Raw genomic sequence first — 17,324 nt, forward strand, 5'->3', positions numbered from 1 at the left:
CGCCGCCGCCCTGTTCCGCTCACCCGCGCCCCCTCTGTAGATGTACATGCCTGGTTGTACGGCCGAAAGGCCCCGGCCCCCTCACCATGAACAGACGACGATCTTCGCGACATCCGTTGCCCGGACCTCAGGAATTTCTCGCGTCCCCCGGATCCGCTAGGCGATCAGAGCGGCGTCGCCGCCCGCAGGATGAGGACCATCGTCACCGCCGAGTTCGCGGACGACATCGCCGAGGCGGCCGTCCCCGCGGCCGCGCACCACGCCGCCAGACCCACCGAGGTGAACAGCGACGGCCAGCGGCGCACCAGCGGAGCGGGCCCGAGCAGCGCGGCCACCCGGCGCGGCACCGGCCCCGGCGCCGCGAAGCCCGCCAGCGTCGCGACCTGGGTGCCTCGGGACACCAGCGCCGCCTTGCCGATCGCGCTCGCCACCGTCCGACGACTGCCGACCGCCCGGGCCGCCTCTTCGTCGGCCCACCGCTCCGCTGTGTACGACACCGCCGTACACAGCGGGCGCAGGAACGGGTTGGCCCGCGCGGCGAGTTGGACGGAGAGCAGGAAACGGTGGTGCCGCGCGGCCAGATGGGCCCGCTCGTGAGCGAACAGGGCCCTGCGTTCGGCGGGTTCGAGGCGGTCCAGCAGGGCCGTGGTCACCACCACGCGGTCCCGGCGCCCGCCCGGCAGCGCGTAGGCGTAGGGCACCTCGTCGGGGAGTACGGCGACTCCCGTCGCCGGCAGTCCCGCCAGCGCCCGGTGGGCCTGTCGGCGCACCCGGCCGTGCCGCCACAGGGTCCGCCCGCAGGCCACGACCACCGCGCACAGCGCCGGGATCGCTGCCTTGCCGACGACCTCGTCGAACGGTACCGCGGCCCGCACCTCGGGGTCGGACCAGCCGTCCGGCAGTGGGTTTCCGGGCAGTTGGGCGGTGCCCACCACCATCACCAGACCCAGGCAGAGCGTGCTGCACATGGCCATCACCGCGGCCACCGCGGTGAGCAACCGCGTCGCGGTACGAGGATGCAGATGCTGTTCGGCCAGGCGCGCGATCGGCCATGCCGTCAGCGGCAGGACGAGCGGCAGAAAGACGAAGACCCCCATGAGGTGTCAGGCTTCCCCTTCGCTCCCGGACTCACCCAGCAGTTCACGCAGCAGCCGCTCGTCGTCCGGCCCCAGACCGGTGACGAAGCTGGCCAGTACGGCCTCCCGGTCGCTCTCGCCGTCGAGCACCTTGCGCATCCGGTGCGCGGCGAGGCCCGCCTGGTCCGACGCCGACGTCCAGGCGAAGGACCGGCCCGCGCGCTCCCGGGTCACCGCGCCCTTGGCCAGCAGGCGGGTCAGGATCGTGATCACCGTCGTGTAGGCGAGGTCCCCGCCGAGCCGCTCCTGCACCCAGCCGGCCGTCGCCGGCCCGTCCGCCTCCTGCAGCGCCGACAGGACCAGCGCCTCCAGCTCGCCCTGTCCCCGGCGCCCGGAACGCTGCCGGTGATCCGCCATGCCCTGTCTCCCCTCCGCTGACCCGTGTGTCATGTGCGATACATCGAGCGCTCCATCGTAAGGAAAGCAGAGTAAGAAGTGAGAAGGCCGCCCGCCATTTATTCTACAGTGTTGTAGATTCCGAGCGGCGGGCAGGGCCACGTCTCCGGGCCGACCGTGGGATGCTGCTCTACCTGCACCAACCCGCTCCTCCCCGGCTCACCAGAAGGACAGGACCCTCATGTTCGGACTGAGCGAACTCGCGATCATCCTCCTCGTCGTCATAGCCGTCCTCTGCGCGAAGAAGCTGCCCGAACTGACGCGTTCCGCGGGCAAGTCGGCGCGCATCCTCAAGGCCGAGGCCAGGGCGATGAAGGACGAGGACGACCCGGCGACACCCCGCGTGATCCAGGGGGAGACCGTCACCCCGGACGAGCCGAAGCCCCAGGGCACGCAGCAGCACCGACAGTGACCGGGGGAACTCGCCTGCGGTCCGGGTGAGCAGGACATAGAGGCATGCGATGCGATGCAAGGTGAGGCCCGGCCCGGGCTGCCCGGGCCGGGCCTCACCTCTCGGCCGACGCTCAGCAGGAGCCGACCCACTCGATCTTCTCGACGTGCCGCTCGATGAAGCCGGCGCTCTCGCCGGGCTCCACGATCTCACTGTCCGTCTTGTGGTACGTCATGCAGTCGGTGTGCTTCGTGTTCGGGCTCGTCGGATAGTGGAAGGTGTACCGGACGTGGTCGGCGCCGGGGAAGCGCTTCCCGTTGTTGAAGACCGCCTGGGTCGAGAACTCGCCTCCGTACCAGTTGCCGGCCGTCTTGAAGACGATGGGCGAGGTGACGCTCGCCGACTGGTAGAAGCAGACGTAGCCGGACGGGCAGCCGTAGAGCGTCGCGGACGGGCTCGCCTGTGCGGTACCGGTGCCGGCCAGACCGGCGGCCAGGGCGAGCGCCCCGGTCGCGGCGAGTACGCCAAGAGTGCGCTTGGACATGGGTTCCCCCTCATGGTCGTGTCTGAGCCCGGCCATCGTCTCCGGCCGGCGGACCCAGGTGAACCTCTGCCCTCATAGGTTCCGGCACGAGGACGCCGGTGGTAACGCCGAAGCCCACGCACTTCCGGGTCGCATTCGCCTCTTTGATCACCCATTCCGTCGTTGAGGTGAAAAACAGGGTTAAATAGGCCAGTTGACCGCTCCGCCCGTAGCGTGATCACTGTGCTTTCCGCTGCGCGCGTTCAGTTCGACCAGTTCGATGCAGGCCCGAGTACGCCACTACCTCATCGGCCCCGCCTACGCCATCTCCCTCGTCACCGGACCCCGCGACCACGAATAGGCCCTTCCGGCTTCACCCGCTGACGCCGACGCGGATCGCGCTCCCCCGCACGGGAGTTGGCGGCGCTCACCGCTCGGCATGACCTCATGGTCGCTCGACTGCACAGGGTTCCGGGATTGGGGTGTGGGGATGGTGGGAGATTTGTCCGTAAAGGACGACGAGGGCCATAAGGGCGATAAGGGCTCGGACGCGAGCGCGGGCGCCAGCGCGGAGGCGGGCACCTTCGCGATCGTGGGTCTGGGGTGCCGACTGCCCGGCGGGATCGTGGACCTGGCCGGGTTGTGGGAGGCGCTGGAGGCGGGGCGCGATCTCGTCGGGGAGATCCCGGAGGACCGGTTCGAGGCCGCGCGGTTCGTCGACACCGCGATGCCGAGGCCGGGGAAGTCGTACACCGCCAGAGGCGGATTCCTGGCGGACATCGCGCAGTTCGACGCGGACTACTTCGGGATCTCGCCGCGGGAGGCGGCACAGATGGACCCCCAGCACCGGCTGCTGCTGGAGACGGCCGTCGAGGCGCTGGACGACGCGGGGATCGACCCCGGAACGCTGGCGGGCTCCGACACCTGCGTGTTCATCGGCATCTCGGACTTCTCCTACGCCGGGCTGCAGATGATCAGGGCCCGGCAGATGAACGCCTATTCCATGGCGGGCGGCGCCCACTCGATCGCGGCGAACCGGCTCTCGCACTTCTTCGACCTGCGCGGGCCGAGCATGGTGATCGACACCGCCTGCTCGTCGTCGCTGGTGGCCGTGGAACGCGCCTGCCGGGAGCTGGCGTCGGGCGGCAGCCGCGTGGCGCTCGCGGGCGGGGTCAACCTGCTGCTCAGCCCGAACGGGTTCGTCGGATTCAGCCAGGCGTCGATGCTGTCGAAGCGGGGCCGCTGCGCGGCGTTCTCGGCGGACGCGGACGGGTTCGTCCGGGCCGAGGGCGCGGGCGTGGTCGTACTGAAGCCGCTGGCTGACGCCGTCGCCGACGGGGACCGGATCCATGGCGTGATCGCCGCGTCGGGCAGCAACTGCGACGGGCGCACCGCCGGGCTGTCCCTGCCCAGTGCGCGGGCGCAGGAGGATCTGCTGCGGCAGGTGTACGAGCGGGCGGGCATCGCGCCCGACGAAGTGGTGTACGTGGAGGCGCACGGCACCGGTACGCAGGCGGGCGATCCGGCCGAGTGCGCCGCGCTGGGCCGGGTGCTGGGTGTGGCGCGGTCGGTGGGGCCGTTGCCCATCGGCTCGGTGAAGTCGAACGTGGGCCATCTGGAGCCGGCGTCGGGCATGGCGGGGCTGTTCAAGGCCCTGGCGGTGCTGCGGCACGGCACGATCCCCGCGTCGCTGCACCTGGAACCGCTCAATCCGGGCATCGACTTCGCCGGGCTGGGGCTGGAGCCGGTCGAGCGGGCGCGTCCGCTGGCAGCGCCGGAGGGTCGGCGCTTCGTGGGCGTCAACTCCTTCGGGTTCGGCGGGGCGAACGCCCATGTGGTCGTCGGCCCGCCGCCGGTGGCCGTGCCACGACCCCGTGTCGAAGCGGCGGCCGTACGGATCCCGGCGGCCGGACTGCCGGTGATCGCTTCGGGTCGTACCCCACAAGCGGCCGTGGAGGCGGCACGACGGCTGGCCGCCCGGCTGACGGGCGTGGCCGCGTCGGAGCCGTCGTCCGAGGAGCCGTCGTCGGAGGGGTTGTCGGAGTTCTACGACATCGCCGCCACCACCGGCGTCCGCCGGGCCAGGCACCGCTACCGCCGGGTGGCGCTGGCCGCGACGCCGCGCGAGGCCGCACGGATCCTGTCGGGCGGGGACGTGCCGGGTGAGGGTGTTGCGGGCGCAGGTGTGACGGGCGAGGGCGTGACGGGTGAGGCGGTCGAGCGTGGCCGGGTCGCGCTGGTCTTCGCGGGCAACGGCTCGCAGTGGGCCGGGATGGCGGCCGATCTGCTGGACGACGCGGTGTTCCGCGCCGAAGTGGACGCGGTCGACGGCGCGTTGGCGCCCCGGCTCGGCTGGTCCGTCGCCGCGGCACTGGGCCGGCCCGTCGACGAGTGGGGTCTGGAGGCCACCGAGGTGTCCCAGCCACTGCTGTTCGCGGTGCAGGCCGGCATCACGGCTGTGCTGCGCGAGCGGGGCGTGAGGTGGAGGCTCGCGCTCGGGCACAGCGTCGGGGAGGTCGCCGCCGCGTACGCCGTCGGCGCGCTGACGCTCCAGGAGGCGGCGTGGGTGGTCGCGGAGCGCAGCCGGGCCCAGGCGGTCACGGCCGGCCGGGGCCGCATGGCCGCGGTCGGGCTGTCGGCGGCCGAGGCGGAGAAGGTCCTGTCGGCGCACCCGGGGCTGGTCGTGGCGGCCGTGAACAGTGGCAGGGACGTGACGCTCGCCGGGCCCGTCGACCAACTCAAGTCACTGGGCGACGAGTTGGCGGCGCGAGAGGTGTTCTTCCGGCTCATGGACCTCGACTACGCCTTCCACAGTCCGGTCATGGAGCGGATCCGGACCCCGCTGGCCGCCGGTCTCGCCGGGTTGGCCCCGCAGGGGGACACCGGGGCTCTGATCTCCACGGTCACCGGCGGGCCGGTACCCGAGTCCGGCCTGGACGCCGAGTACTGGTGGCGCAACGTCCGCGAGCCGGTCCGGTTCGCCGCCGCCGTCCAACACGCCCTGGACACGGGCGTCGACGTACTGCTGGAGGTCGGCCCGCATCCCGTCCTGCGCACGTTTCTGCACCGGATCGCCGCCGGACACGGCCGGGTGGCCCTGCTCGCCGCCCTGCGCCGCGACACCGCAGGGCCGACCGCGCTGCGCCGCTCGGTGGAAGCGCTGATCGCCGCCGGGGCGGAGATGGACTGGGCGCGCTGGTTCCCCCGCCCCCCGCGGGTGGCGGATCTCCCCGCCTACCCGTGGCAGCGGAAACGGCACTGGAGCGGCACCCCGCAGCAGTGGGTCATCAGCAGCGGCTCGGGACGGCTGGACCACCCCCTGCTGGGCGAGCGGCTGCCTACGGCGGAGCCCTCGTGGCAGGGGCCGGTCGAACCGGCGCTGGTGCCCTGGCTGGTCGACCACAAGGTGGCCGGATCCGTGCTGTTTCCCGCGACCGGTTACGTCGAGATGGCCCTGGCCGCCGGCCGGCGGGTGCTGGACGGACCCGTGGAGCTGGACTGGCTGGAGGTGAGCCGCCCGCTGGTGGTCCCGTGGGGCAGGGCCGGGGACGTCCGCGTGCAGCTGGCGTTCTCACCCGACGACGGCATGGTGTCCGTCACCAGCACCGAGGCCGTCGACGGCACCGAAGCCGACGGCACGCTGCCCCGCCCGCACGCCCGGGGCCGGGTCCGTGAGCTGATCGGCCGCCCGCCCGCGCGGGTCGACCCGGCCCGGGTGCGCGCCCGCTGTGCCCGCCGCGGCGACGTTGCCGCCCTGTACCGCGAACTGGCCGTGAGCGGCCTGGAGTACGGGCCCGCGTTCCGGCAGCTCGTGCGGCTGCACCTCGGGGAGGCGGAGGTGCTGGCCGCCTACCGGCACACCACGGACGCGGCCGACACCGCGCGATACGTGGCGCATCCGGCGCTGCTCGACGGTGCGCTGCACGCGTGCGTGCCCCTCGCCGCCGCCCGCGCGGATGCCGGGGAAGCCTGGCTGCCCGCCTCGATCGGGGCCGTACGCGTCTGGCGGAGCCCGTCCCCGACGGGGCTGGTCCATGTCCGCGACCGCACGCGCGGCACCGCCGAGCTCTGCTTCGACATCACCGTCACCGACCCGGACGGCAGCGTCACCGTCGAACTGGACGGTGTGCGCATGCGGCGCCTGCCCGGCCCGGCCGACCGGGCTCCGCGGCGGTACGAGACGGTGCTGCGCGCCACGCCGCACCTCCACCTGCCGGCCGCGCCCTCTCCGCTGCCCGGCAACCACGACCTCGCCGACGCCGTCGCGGGCAGCGTCGACGCGGCGCGGGCAGACTCCCGCTCGGTGCGCTCCGCGGAGTTCATGGACCGGCTCAAGGAGCTGACCGCCCATGTGACCGCGGTCGCGTTCGCGGACCTGCTGCCCGCGGGCAGGGCCGGGTTCACGCCCGCCGACCTGGTCCGGCAGGGCATGCTCCCCGGACACGAGCGGTTGGCGCGGGCCCTGCTCCGGCTGACGGCCCGGCACGGCCTGGCCACCGTCGCCGAGGACGGCACGTGGCGGCTGTCCGGCACCGCGGCCCCGGCGCCCCTGCTGTCCCGGCTGCCGCTGGACTTCCCGGCCTTCACCGCCGAAGTACAGCTGGCCGTCCGTCAGTTGACGCATCTGCCTCAGGTTCTGCGCGGCGGGCAGGAGGCACTGCACCTACTCACCGACCAGGGCTCACGCGGGGCCTTCGAGCAGTTCTACGACCTCGCGCCGACCTGCCGGGGCCACAACCGGGTCCTGGCCGCGCTCATGGCGGAGGTCGTGCGGGTCTGGCCCCGGGACCGTCCCCTGCGGATCCTGGAGATCGGCGCGGGCACGGGTGGCGCCACCGGCGCCCTGCTCCCGCTGCTGCCGCCGGAGCGCGCCGTCTACCACTTCACCGATGTCTCCGCGGGCTTCTTCGCCCGCGCCCAACGCCGTTTCGGTGACCACCCCTTCGTCGACTATCGCCCGCTGGACCTGAACGCCGACCCCGGCGAGCAGGGCTTCGCCGAAGGCGCCTACGACCTGGTCGTCGCGGCCAACTCCCTGCACACCGCGGCCGACCTGCGCACGGCCCTGGGCAGGGTGCGCGGGCTGCTGGCACCCGGTGGCCGGCTGCTCGCCTTCGAGACGCACGACACGGACTATCTGCTGCCGTTCTTCGGCACGCTGGACAGCTTCTGGGACCAGGACGACGAAGTGCGGCCGGATTCGCCCTTGCTGGGCCGGGACCAGTGGCTCGACGTGCTGCGAGCGGGCGGCTTCACCGATGTCGTCTGTCTGAGGGAGATCATCGCGCCGGCCGAGGAGGTCGCCTCGGTGCTGCTGGCCTCGGCACCCGGGTACGAGACCGCTCAGCCCGTGGTCGCCGGCCCGGACAACGGCGCCCGGTGGATCGTGGCCACCGAGAGCAGTGCGGACACTCTGCTGGCCGAGCACCTCGGGGCGTTGCTGACCGGCGGCGGAACGCGATCCGTTCCGGTGCTGCCCGCTCCCGTCGACCCGGTGGCCTGGACGGCGGCGCTCGCCGAGGACGGTGACCCGGCGGTCGTACTCCTGCTCGGCGAGGCACCGGCCGCCCCGGAGCCGATGCTCGACCAGGCAGTACGCCGTGCGGCCGTACTGCGCGCCCTGGCCTCGGCCTGCCGGAGTCTGCCCGACGGCAACCGGCCGGCGCTGTGGCTGGTGACCCGGCCCAGCGGCGCGCTGCCCGCTCCCGAACGGGCCGACCAGCCGCAGGACGCCGCCGCCTGGGGCATGGCCCGCACCCTGGCCAACGAACACCCCGGCCTGCGGGTGACCCGGCTGTCCCTGGAGCGCCTCGGCGACCCGGCCGCCGACGCGCACCGGCTGGCCCGTGAACTGCTGGAGCCCCCCGCCCCGTCCGGTGACGACGCCGGCACCGCGGCACGTGAGGACGAGATCGTGCTCACCTCGGGCGGCCGTTTCGTAGCCCGGGAGCGCGAACTCCCGTCCGGTGAGCACACCGTGCCGAGCGGCGACGAGCCCTTCGCACTGGAGATCGGCGCACCCGGTCTGTCGTACGAGCCGGTCTGGGCGCGGGCCCGGCCCGTCGCCCCCGGGGTGGGCGAGGTGGTGATCGCCGTACGTGCCGCCGCGCTCAACTACCGCGACATCATGCTGGCGACCGGTCTGCTGCCCCCGGAGGCGAACGAGACGGGCCCCGGCGAGCAGGGACCAGGCATCGAATGCGCCGGAATCGTCACGGCCGTGGGCGAGGGCGTCCACGTCCTCGCCGTCGGGGACCGGGTGTGCACGGCCGCCCGGGGCTCGCTTGCCTCGCACACGGTGGCTCCCGCGGCGGCCGTGGTGCGGATTCCCGACGGTCTCGGTTTCGCGGAGGCCGCGACCCTGCCGGTGGCCTTCCTCACGGTCCACTACGCGCTGCACGACCTGGCCCGGTTGACGGCCGGGGAGACCGTGCTGGTGCACGGCGCCGCCGGCGGGGTCGGGCTGGCCGCCCTCCAGTACGCCCGCCTCGTGGGCGCCACCGTGATCGCCACCGCGGGCAGCCCGGCCAAGCGTGAACTGCTGCGGGCCCTGGGCGTCGAGCACGTACTGGACTCCCGCAGCCTCGACTTCGCCGGTCAGGCGCTGCGGATCACCGGTGGGCGCGGGGTCGACGTGGTGGTCAACTCGCTGGCCGGGCAGGCCATCGACCGGGGCCTGGAGACCCTGCGGCCCGGCGGCCGGTTCGTCGAACTCGGCAAGCGGGACATCTACGCCAACAAACCGCTGCTCATGCGGCCCTTCAGCCGCAACATCGCCTTCTTCGGCGTCGACGTCACCGCCCTGCTGTCCCACGAGGCCGGCCTCGTGGCCGGTCGGCGGCTGCTGGCGGAGGTCGCCGTACGGGTGGCGGACGGTCGCTACCGGCCGCTGCCGCACACGGTGTACCCGGCCGCACGGGTCAAGGAGGCGTTCGGGCTCCTTCAGCACTCGCGGCACGTCGGCAAGGTCGTGGTGAGCCTCGATCCGCAGGACGGCCCGATTCCGGTCCGCACCCGGCCCGAGCCGCCCCGCCTCGATCCCGACGGCAGCTTCCTGGTCACGGGCGGGCTGAGCGGGTTCGGTGCCGCCACCGCCCGCCGGCTCGCCGAACGCGGGGCCCGCCACCTGGCCCTGGTCTCCCGGCGCGGCGCCGACGGCCCCGAGGCGGCCGCGGTGTTGTCAGATCTGGCCGAGCGGGGCGTGACGGCCACGCCGTACGCCGCGGACGTCACTGACGCCGCTGCCATGGCCGAGGTGATCGGCCGTATCGACGCCACCGGGCATCGGCTCGCGGGAGTCGTCCATGCGGCCATGACGCTGGACGACGCCCCGCTCACCGAGCTGACCGACGAGCGGATCCGCGCGGTCCTGGCCCCCAAGATGGCCGGGGCGGCGGTCCTCGACGCGCTGACCCGCGAGCACGACCTGCGGCTGTTCTGGCTGTACTCCTCCGTCAGCGCGGCCGTCGGCAACGTCAAGCAGTCCGCCTACGCCGGCGGGAACCTGTTCACCGAAGCGCTGGCCCGGCAACGACACGGCCACGGGGCAGCCGTCGCCGTCGCCTGGGGTGCGCTCGGGGACTGCGGCCATGTCGCCCGTGAGAACCTGGCACCGGCCCTGGAGTCCTTCGGTATCGCCTCGCTCGGCTCCCGCGAGGCACTGGACGCCCTGGAGACGCTGACGGCGTCCGGTACCGCCGTCGCAGGCATCGGCCGCTACGACTGGTCCCGGCTGCCCACCCTGCTGCCCGCCGTCGCGGCACCCCGGTTCGCGGCGCTGCTGCCCGTCGGCGGCGACCTCGGCGGACACTCCCGGCAGGACCTCGTGACCGCCCTGGCCGGCCTCACCGCGGACGAGGCGCTGGAGGCCGTCAGCGGCACGCTCGCCGAACTGCTGGCCCGGATCCTGCAGACCGACGTCACGCGTCTCGACGCACGTCAGCCGCTCCAGGACCACGGAGTGGACTCCCTGATGGCCGCCGAGCTGCTGACCACGCTGCGGCAACGCCTCGATGTCGAGATCCCGCCGATGGAACTCCTCCAGGGCGGCATCACCCTCACCGACCTCGCCCGCCATGTGCTGCTGCGCCTCGGCGTCCGCACCACCGACACCGCCAACGGCTGAGAGAGAGGCCTGTCATGGTGACCTGTCAGGAACCGCACGGCCCGGCGACGGGCTCCGTCGAAGGCATGCTCGGCTTCGGCCCGCTCATCGGCGGCGTCTGCGTCCCCGACCACACCGAGTGGGTGTACACGATCCGCGCGAGCGCGCTGATCGACGATCCGATCGGCGCCACCTGCTACCGCAACGCGCTCAACGCCGGGCGCATGGGCCCCGACGCCCACCCCGAGACGATCCTGGGACGCTGCGCCCTCGCCGGACCGGACCACCTGGACGCCGCGCTGCGCGCCGCACGGGGCGCGGCGGCCGAGTGGGGCGGCAGCACCCAGGGCCGACGCGCGGCGCTCGCCGAGGCGTTCCGCGCGGGGCTGCGGGAACACGCGGACGCTCTGACCCGGCTGCTGGTGGAGGAAGGGCACCCGGTCCGGCTGGCCCGGACGGAGGTCGCCGACCTCCTCACCTTCTTCGGCCCTGAGACCACCGAGTGGTGTCTGGGGCAGATGGAGACCCGGCACACGGCCGACGGCCGGACGGTGGTGCTGCGCCGGGTACCGGACGGCGTGGTGTGCGTACAGCCGCCGCAGAACACCCCGGCGCTCAGTGTCGGGGCGGCCTTCCAGTCCGTGCTGGCCGGCAACGCACTGGTGGTGCGGCTGTCCCGGCACGCGCCGATCGCCGCCATGTATCTGCTGGAACGCGTCGCCGTGCCCGCGCTCGCCGAGGCCGGCGCCCCGCCCGGCGTCCTGTCGGCGCTGTGCACCGACCCGACCCAGGCGCTGGACGCGTGGCTGGCCAGTCCGCTGGTGGACGACGTGCTGTATTTCGGCGACTCGATCCGCGGCGAGCAACTCGAGAAGGCGTGCCTCGCCGCCGGGAAGAAGCCGATCCTGGAACTCGGCGGCAACGACATGGTCGTGGTGTGGCGGGACGCGCCCCTCGACCAGGCCGTGGCGGCGCTGATGGAGTCGTACCACGGCAGTGGCCAGATCTGCTGCGCGCCCAACATCGCCCTGGTGCATCCGGAGATCGCCGACGAACTCACCGACCGGCTGACCGAGCGGGTCCGGGCCCTGCGGCCCGGGTTCCCCGACGATCCCGAGGTGGTGCTGGCCGCCACGCCCAACACCGCGGGATACGACGCCACGCTCGCCGACGCCCGGCGGGCGGGCGCCCGCGTGCTGGCCGGCGGACGTCATCTGGACGTCCGGGGCCGCGAGAGCGACGTGGCCGTGTTCGCCGAGCCGGCTCTCGTGCGGGTCGACGGGCTCGGCCGGGCGCGGGAGTTGCGCTCGGTCCGGTACGAGACGTTCTTCCCCCTGCTGACCCTGGCCGTCCCCCACCCCGTCGCCGACGACGACGAACTCCTCACCGAGATGGTGTCGTTCGTCGCCACCGGTACGTACGGTCTGCGCAACTCCCTTTGGACGCAGGCCCCGGAGGTCATCGACCGGTTCGTCCGGGACGTCCGCTCGTGCGGTCAGCTGCGGGTGAACGACTCGCACCTCGCGGGGGTTCCGTTCCTGTCGAACCACGGCGGGCCGGGCCTGAGCGGCGACCGGTTCGGCGAACTCAACTACCCCATGCTGCGCACCAGCCGCCTTCAGGGCGTGTCCGTCGCACAGTCCGCGGCCCCTTCCCCGGCTGCCGCCCCGTATGTCCCGGCGCAGCCCAGGCCGAGGGTCGAGGCCGTCAGGGAGTACCCGCCCGGCTGGCCGCCCGAGGACCTGCCCGGCGGTCTGCCGGCCCCGTTCACCGAGGCGTTCCACCACGACCCCTACCCGACGCTGCACTGGCTGCGCGAGCACCGCCCGGTGAGCCGGGTCAGCAGCCCGGACGGTCCGGGCTGGCTACTGACCCGCTACGACGACGTCCGCACCGCTCACACCGACCCGCGCGTGACCTGCGACAGCAAACGCATCCCGGCCGGTCTGATGTGGCTGCGGCACTGGCCGTCCGAACTGCGGGAGCGGCTGTTCGTGCACCTGCTGGACAGCGACGACCCGCGCCACGCCGAACTGCGCGCCGTCATGCGGCCGTTCTTCACCCCCACCCGGCAGGAGCAGTGGCGCACCCGGGTGCAGCGCATCGTCGACACCCGCATCGACCGGATCGTCGGCCGGGGCAGTGGCGATCTCATGGCGGCCGTGGCGTACCCGCTGGGCGGCAACGTCCTGTTCTCGGTGCTCGGCGCCACCCCGCCCCAGATGAACCATCTGCGGGCGATGATCTGGCGTACGGCCGAGTGGAACAACGACGTCCCCTACGTCGCGGCGCTCGCCCACGAGGTCGACGCGTTCGTCCGCGCGGCGGTCGCCGAGAAGCGCCGCTCCCCGGGCGACGACCTGATCTCGCTGCTGGTCCGGGCCCGCGACCAGGACGACCTGATCAGCGAGGACGAACTGCACGGCCAGGTCATGATGATGCTCGTGGCGGGCCAGGACCCCAGCATCAACAGCGTCGGCAACAGCCTGCACGCCCTGCTCGCCCACCCCGGCCAGCTGGCCGCGCTGCGCGACGACCCCTCCCTCATGGCGACCGGCATGAACGAACTGCTCCGCTACGAGAGCCCGTTGCCGTTCACGAGTTGGCGGGGCACGCTCGAACCCGTCGACTTCGGCGAGGTGACCGTCCCGGCCGGCGACTCCCTGTTCCTGTGCCTGGGCGCGGCCAACCGGGACCCGACGCGTTTCTCCGACCCCGACCGCCTCGACCTGCACCGCCCGACACCGGGCCATCTCGCCTTCGGACACGGCGCCCACTACTGCCTGGGTGCCCATATCGGTCGTATGACGGCCGAGGCCGCCGTCACCACCGTGCTGCGCAGACTGCCCGGCCTGCGGCTGGACGGCACGCCACGGTGGCGGCCCAGCATGTTCGAGCGCGGGCTCAGCGTCCTGCCGGTCGCCTGGGACGTCCCGCGGAAGGGATGCGCCCGGTGAACCGCTCCGAGATCCTCGCCGAACTGAAGGCGATGCTCGCCGAGTTCGGTGACGTCGACCCGGAGCAGGTCGACGAGCAGACCGCGTTCATCGCGGACCTCGGTCTCGACTCGCTCGTCCTGGTACGGATGACCGTCGTCGCGGAGAAGCGGTTCGGGGTGCGCATCCCCGACGAGGTCGCCTGGGAGCTGCACACGGTCGGCGCCGTGGTCGGCCATGTCGAGCAGGCCCTGAGCGGGCGGATCGGAGCCGGCGGTGAGTGAACTCGTCCGGTTCCTGCGCGAGAAGATGTGGGTGCTCGGCGACACCCGCTGGTACGCGCGCGTGGACAGCGTCCGCGGCGACCTCGTCGAGGTGGAACGCCTCGGCTACGCCCAACTCGACGCACGGGCGCGGGCGGTGGGAGCCTGGCTGGCGGACCGTACGCCGCCCGGAGCGCGCGTCCTGCTGATGTACCCGGCGGGCCTGGAGTTCTTCGCGGTCTTCCTCGGCTGCCTGTACGCCGGGCGGGTCGCCGTCCCCGCCCCGCTGCCGGCCACCGACCGGCGGGCCCTGCAACGCGCCGAGGGCATCATCCGGGACGCGCATGTCGGCCTGGTCCTGAGCGACGCCGCGCACCAGCCCGCGCTCGGCTCCTGGCTGGCCGGCCTGGATCCGGCGCCGCGGGCCGAGTGCGTCGCCACGGACGGCCCCGGGCTGCCGGACCCGGGCGACTGGTCTCCCGCCGCACTTGACCTCTCGGCGACCGCCTACGTCCAGTACACCTCCGGATCGACCAGCGAGCCGCGCGGTGTCGTCATCACCCACCGGAACCTGCTGCACAACCTGCTGTCGATCAGGGAGACCATCCTCCCCGCGGAGGTCCTGGACGAAGTCCGCGACGATCCGTCGCCGACCGGTGCCGGATGGCTGCCGCACTACCACGACATGGGCCTGGTCGGCATGCTGCTCAGCCCGCTCGCCAGCTACGGCAATCTCGTCCTGTGCTCACCGGTGTCCTTCGTCGCCCACCCGCTGCTGTGGCTCCAGATGATCAGCCGGTACCGGGCCTTCTACACCTTCGCGCCGAACTTCGGATACGACTGGCTGCTGAGGAGTCTCAAGAACGACCGACTCACCGACCTGGACCCGGACCTGGGCCTCGACTCCCTGCGGTTCGCACTGAACGGCGCGGAGCCCGTCCGCGCCGACGTCCTGAACGCGGTCGCCCGCCGGCTCGCCCCGCTCGGCTTCCGCCCGGACATCTGGGCGCCCTGCTACGGCCTGGCCGAGGCCACCCTCATGGTCACCGGCACTGCCTGCGGCAGCGGACCGACGCTCGGGCGTTTCGACCGGGACGCGCTGGAGGCCGGCCAGGCCGTGCCCGCCCCGGACGGCGTGGACCTGGTCGGCTGCGGCCGGCCGGTGGGCGCCGACGTCCGCATCGTCGACCCCGCCACCTCACAGCCCCTCAAAGACCGCCACATCGGCGAGATCTGGGTGTCCGGGGACAGCGTCGCCGACGGCTACCTCGGCGACCCACAGGCCACCGCCGAGCACTTCGCCGCCACCACCGCCGACGGCGACGGGCCCTTCCTGCGCACCGGTGACCTCGGCTTCTTCCAGGACGGCGAACTCTTCGTCACCGGCCGCGCGAAGGACCTGATCATCGCCAACGGCCGCAATATCCACCCCCAGGACATCGAGCGCGTCAGCGAGTCGGCCGACCCCGCCACCGGCCCCAGTGCCGCCTTCACCCTGCCCGGCTCCTCGGGGCACGAGCACATCGTCCTGGTCCAGGAGGTCCGCCCCCGCCACCTCGACGGCCGCACCCCCGCAGCCCTGGCCGGCCTCATCAGGGGGCGGCTGGCCCAGGAACTGCGGCTGGCCGTCCATGTCGTCATCGTCGGCCCGATGAGCGTGCCCCGCACGACAAGCGGCAAGGTCCAGCGCTCCGGCACCCGGGACGAACTCCTCGCGGCCCGCCTCAGCCCTCTGCACTCCGACCTCTCCGACCTCCCCTCCGACGTCCGCCGGCCTTGATGCCGGTCTCAGATCCAGGTGTCGAGCCACATCCTGGCGCGCCAGTCGGCGTACGGGATCGTCTGCCCGGTGTAGACCGGGAAGAAGTAGATGAAGCTCCAGGCGATGAGCAGCACCAGCGCACCCGCCGGCACCGCACCCCACGTCCGGCGTCTCTCGCCCGCCCCCGGCGGACCCAGCAGCGCGCCCAGCATCATCGCCACGGCCAGGCACAGGTACGGCACGAAGACGACCGCGTAGAAGGAGAAGATGGTGCGGTCCTGGTACAGGAACCAGGGCAGATAGCCGGCGCCCACCCCACACAGGACGGCGCCGGCGCGCCAGTCGCGGCGCAGTGCCCATCGGTAGAGCAGATACAGCAGCGCGCAGCATGCCGACCACCACAGGAGTGGTGTGCCCAGGGCGACGATCGCCTGCGAGCAGTCGGCCGTCGTACCGCAGCCGTCCCGGCCGGCCGGCGTCGATTCGTAGTGGAACAGCACCGGGCGGCCGAGGACGAGCCAACTCCAGGGGTTGGACTCGTACTTGTGGAAGCTGTGCAGGCCCACGTTGAACTGGTAGACCCCGTACTCGTAGTGCCACAGGCTGCGGAGCGGAGCCGGGATCCACGACCAGATGCCGCCTCGGCCGTCCGCCCAGTGGCGCGCGTATCCGTTGTCGGACCGGAACCAGCCGGTCCACGTCGCCAGATACGTCACCACGGCGACCGGGAGGACGGACACCACCGACCAGCCCAGGTCCTTGCGCAGTACCGCCCGGTACGGCCGCCGCGCCCCCGCCACGCGACGGGAGCCGACGTCCCACAGCAGGGTCAGGACCATGAAGAAGGCCAGGAAGTACAAGCCGTTCCACTTGGTCGCGGCCGCGAGCCCCAGGAAGAAGCCGGCGGCGAGCCGCCATGGGCGCACTCCCGTCCCGGCGCGGTCGCCGGTGAACGCGTCCGGGCGGGCACGGCCGTCCTCGCCGACCGGCAGGGCCGCCGCGAGCCGGGCCCGTGCGTGGTCCCGGTCGATGAGCAGGCTTCCGAAGGCCGCCAGTACGAAGAACATGACGACGAGGTCCAGCAGCGCCGTACGGCTCATCACGAAGTGCAGACCGTCCAGCGCCATCAGCGTGCCGGCCAGGCAGCCCAGCGCTGTCGAGCGGAACAGCCGGCGTCCTATTCGGCACAGCATGAACACCGACAGCGTGCCCAGGACCGCCGTCATGAAGCGCCAGCCGAACGGGTCGAGGCCGAACGCCCACTCGCCGAGGGCCACCACCCACTTTCCCATCGGCGGGTGCGCGACGAAGACCCCGGTGTCGGAGAGCGGGATGACCTGAGGGTCCGCGAGGATCTGCGGGTCGGCGATCTTACGGTTCGGCCAGGTGCCCTCATAGCCGAGTTTCAGCAGGGACCAGGCGTCCTTGGCATAGTAGGTCTCGTCGAAGACGACGTCCCGCGGGCTGCCGAGGTGCCAGAAGCGGATGGCCCCGGCCAGGACGGCGACGAGTACGGGCCCCAGCCAGGCCATCATCCGGGCGGCCCCATATCCCCGTGCGGGCTGGGGAAAAGGCGGAACGAGCAGTGCGCGGGTGTCGGTCCGGGCGCCGGCGACGTGGCCGAACTGGCGCAGACGTGCTCGCCAATTGCCGGGGGCCGTCGTCGAAGGGGTGCCGTCCAGGATGTCGGCACGCGACACGCCGCTACTCGTCATCGGACGACCTTACTCGGCCGACCTGGGGCGGCGACCAGCCGCCCGCTCCTCCACGACCGCGCCCGTGAGGTCCCGGAAACGTCGCGTTCACAGCAGTC

Annotated in this window: 9 protein-coding genes; 5 read left to right on the forward strand and 4 right to left on the reverse strand. The window is 72.8% G+C overall.

The window, feature by feature from the left end:
• Positions 1 to 164: 164 nt before the first annotated feature.
• Positions 165 to 1,097 (reverse strand): M56 family metallopeptidase, encoded by a 933-nt coding sequence (locus ADK36_RS00995; RefSeq protein ID WP_048579704.1) that lies wholly within the window; start codon positions 1,095 to 1,097, stop codon positions 165 to 167.
• 6 nt (positions 1,098 to 1,103) lie between these two features.
• On the reverse strand, positions 1,104 to 1,493 hold the full coding sequence (locus tag ADK36_RS01000) for a BlaI/MecI/CopY family transcriptional regulator (RefSeq protein ID WP_048579703.1): 390 nt from the start codon (positions 1,491 to 1,493) through the stop codon (positions 1,104 to 1,106).
• A gap of 220 nt (positions 1,494 to 1,713) precedes the next feature.
• On the opposite strand from ADK36_RS01000, the gene ADK36_RS01005 reads away from it, so the two are divergent.
• Complete coding sequence (locus ADK36_RS01005; RefSeq protein WP_048579702.1) at positions 1,714 to 1,944, forward strand: twin-arginine translocase TatA/TatE family subunit; 231 nt, start codon at positions 1,714 to 1,716, stop codon at positions 1,942 to 1,944.
• 112 nt (positions 1,945 to 2,056) lie between these two features.
• Here the strand turns inward: ADK36_RS01005 and ADK36_RS01010 are convergent, their stop codons facing one another.
• A complete protein-coding gene (locus ADK36_RS01010) occupies positions 2,057 to 2,467 on the reverse strand; it encodes a hypothetical protein (RefSeq protein ID WP_048579701.1) in 411 nt (136 codons plus the stop codon).
• Between the two features lie 481 nt (positions 2,468 to 2,948).
• On the opposite strand from ADK36_RS01010, the gene ADK36_RS01015 reads away from it, so the two are divergent.
• The 4 genes from ADK36_RS01015 to ADK36_RS01030 are packed head-to-tail and all read left to right on the forward strand — an operon-like array spanning position 2,949 to position 15,529.
• Positions 2,949 to 10,571 carry a type I polyketide synthase gene (locus ADK36_RS01015; RefSeq protein ID WP_234329611.1) on the forward strand — a complete coding sequence of 2,541 codons (7,623 nt, stop codon included), beginning with the start codon at positions 2,949 to 2,951 and terminating at the stop codon, positions 10,569 to 10,571.
• 14 nt (positions 10,572 to 10,585) lie between these two features.
• Positions 10,586 to 13,507 (forward strand): aldehyde dehydrogenase family protein, encoded by a 2,922-nt coding sequence (locus tag ADK36_RS01020; RefSeq protein ID WP_048579700.1) that lies wholly within the window; start codon positions 10,586 to 10,588, stop codon positions 13,505 to 13,507.
• Complete coding sequence (locus tag ADK36_RS01025; protein WP_063784514.1) at positions 13,504 to 13,770, forward strand: acyl carrier protein; 267 nt, start codon at positions 13,504 to 13,506, stop codon at positions 13,768 to 13,770. Before ADK36_RS01020 ends, ADK36_RS01025 begins: the two co-directional genes overlap by 4 nt.
• Positions 13,763 to 15,529: a fatty acyl-AMP ligase gene (locus ADK36_RS01030; RefSeq protein ID WP_048579698.1), complete on the forward strand. Its 1,767-nt coding sequence runs from the start codon at positions 13,763 to 13,765 to the stop codon at positions 15,527 to 15,529. The genes ADK36_RS01025 and ADK36_RS01030 overlap by 8 nt, the downstream gene beginning before the upstream one ends.
• A gap of 8 nt (positions 15,530 to 15,537) precedes the next feature.
• Here ADK36_RS01030 and ADK36_RS01035 read toward each other — a convergent pair whose 3' ends face one another.
• Entirely contained in the window at positions 15,538 to 17,226 is a 1,689-nt protein-coding gene (locus ADK36_RS01035; RefSeq protein ID WP_199830070.1) for a dolichyl-phosphate-mannose--protein mannosyltransferase, read from the reverse strand.
• Between the last annotated feature and the right edge of the window lie 98 nt (positions 17,227 to 17,324).

It is taken from the genome of Streptomyces viridochromogenes (genome assembly GCF_001270495.1).
Lineage (GTDB): Bacteria > Actinomycetota > Actinomycetes > Streptomycetales > Streptomycetaceae > Streptomyces > Streptomyces viridochromogenes_A.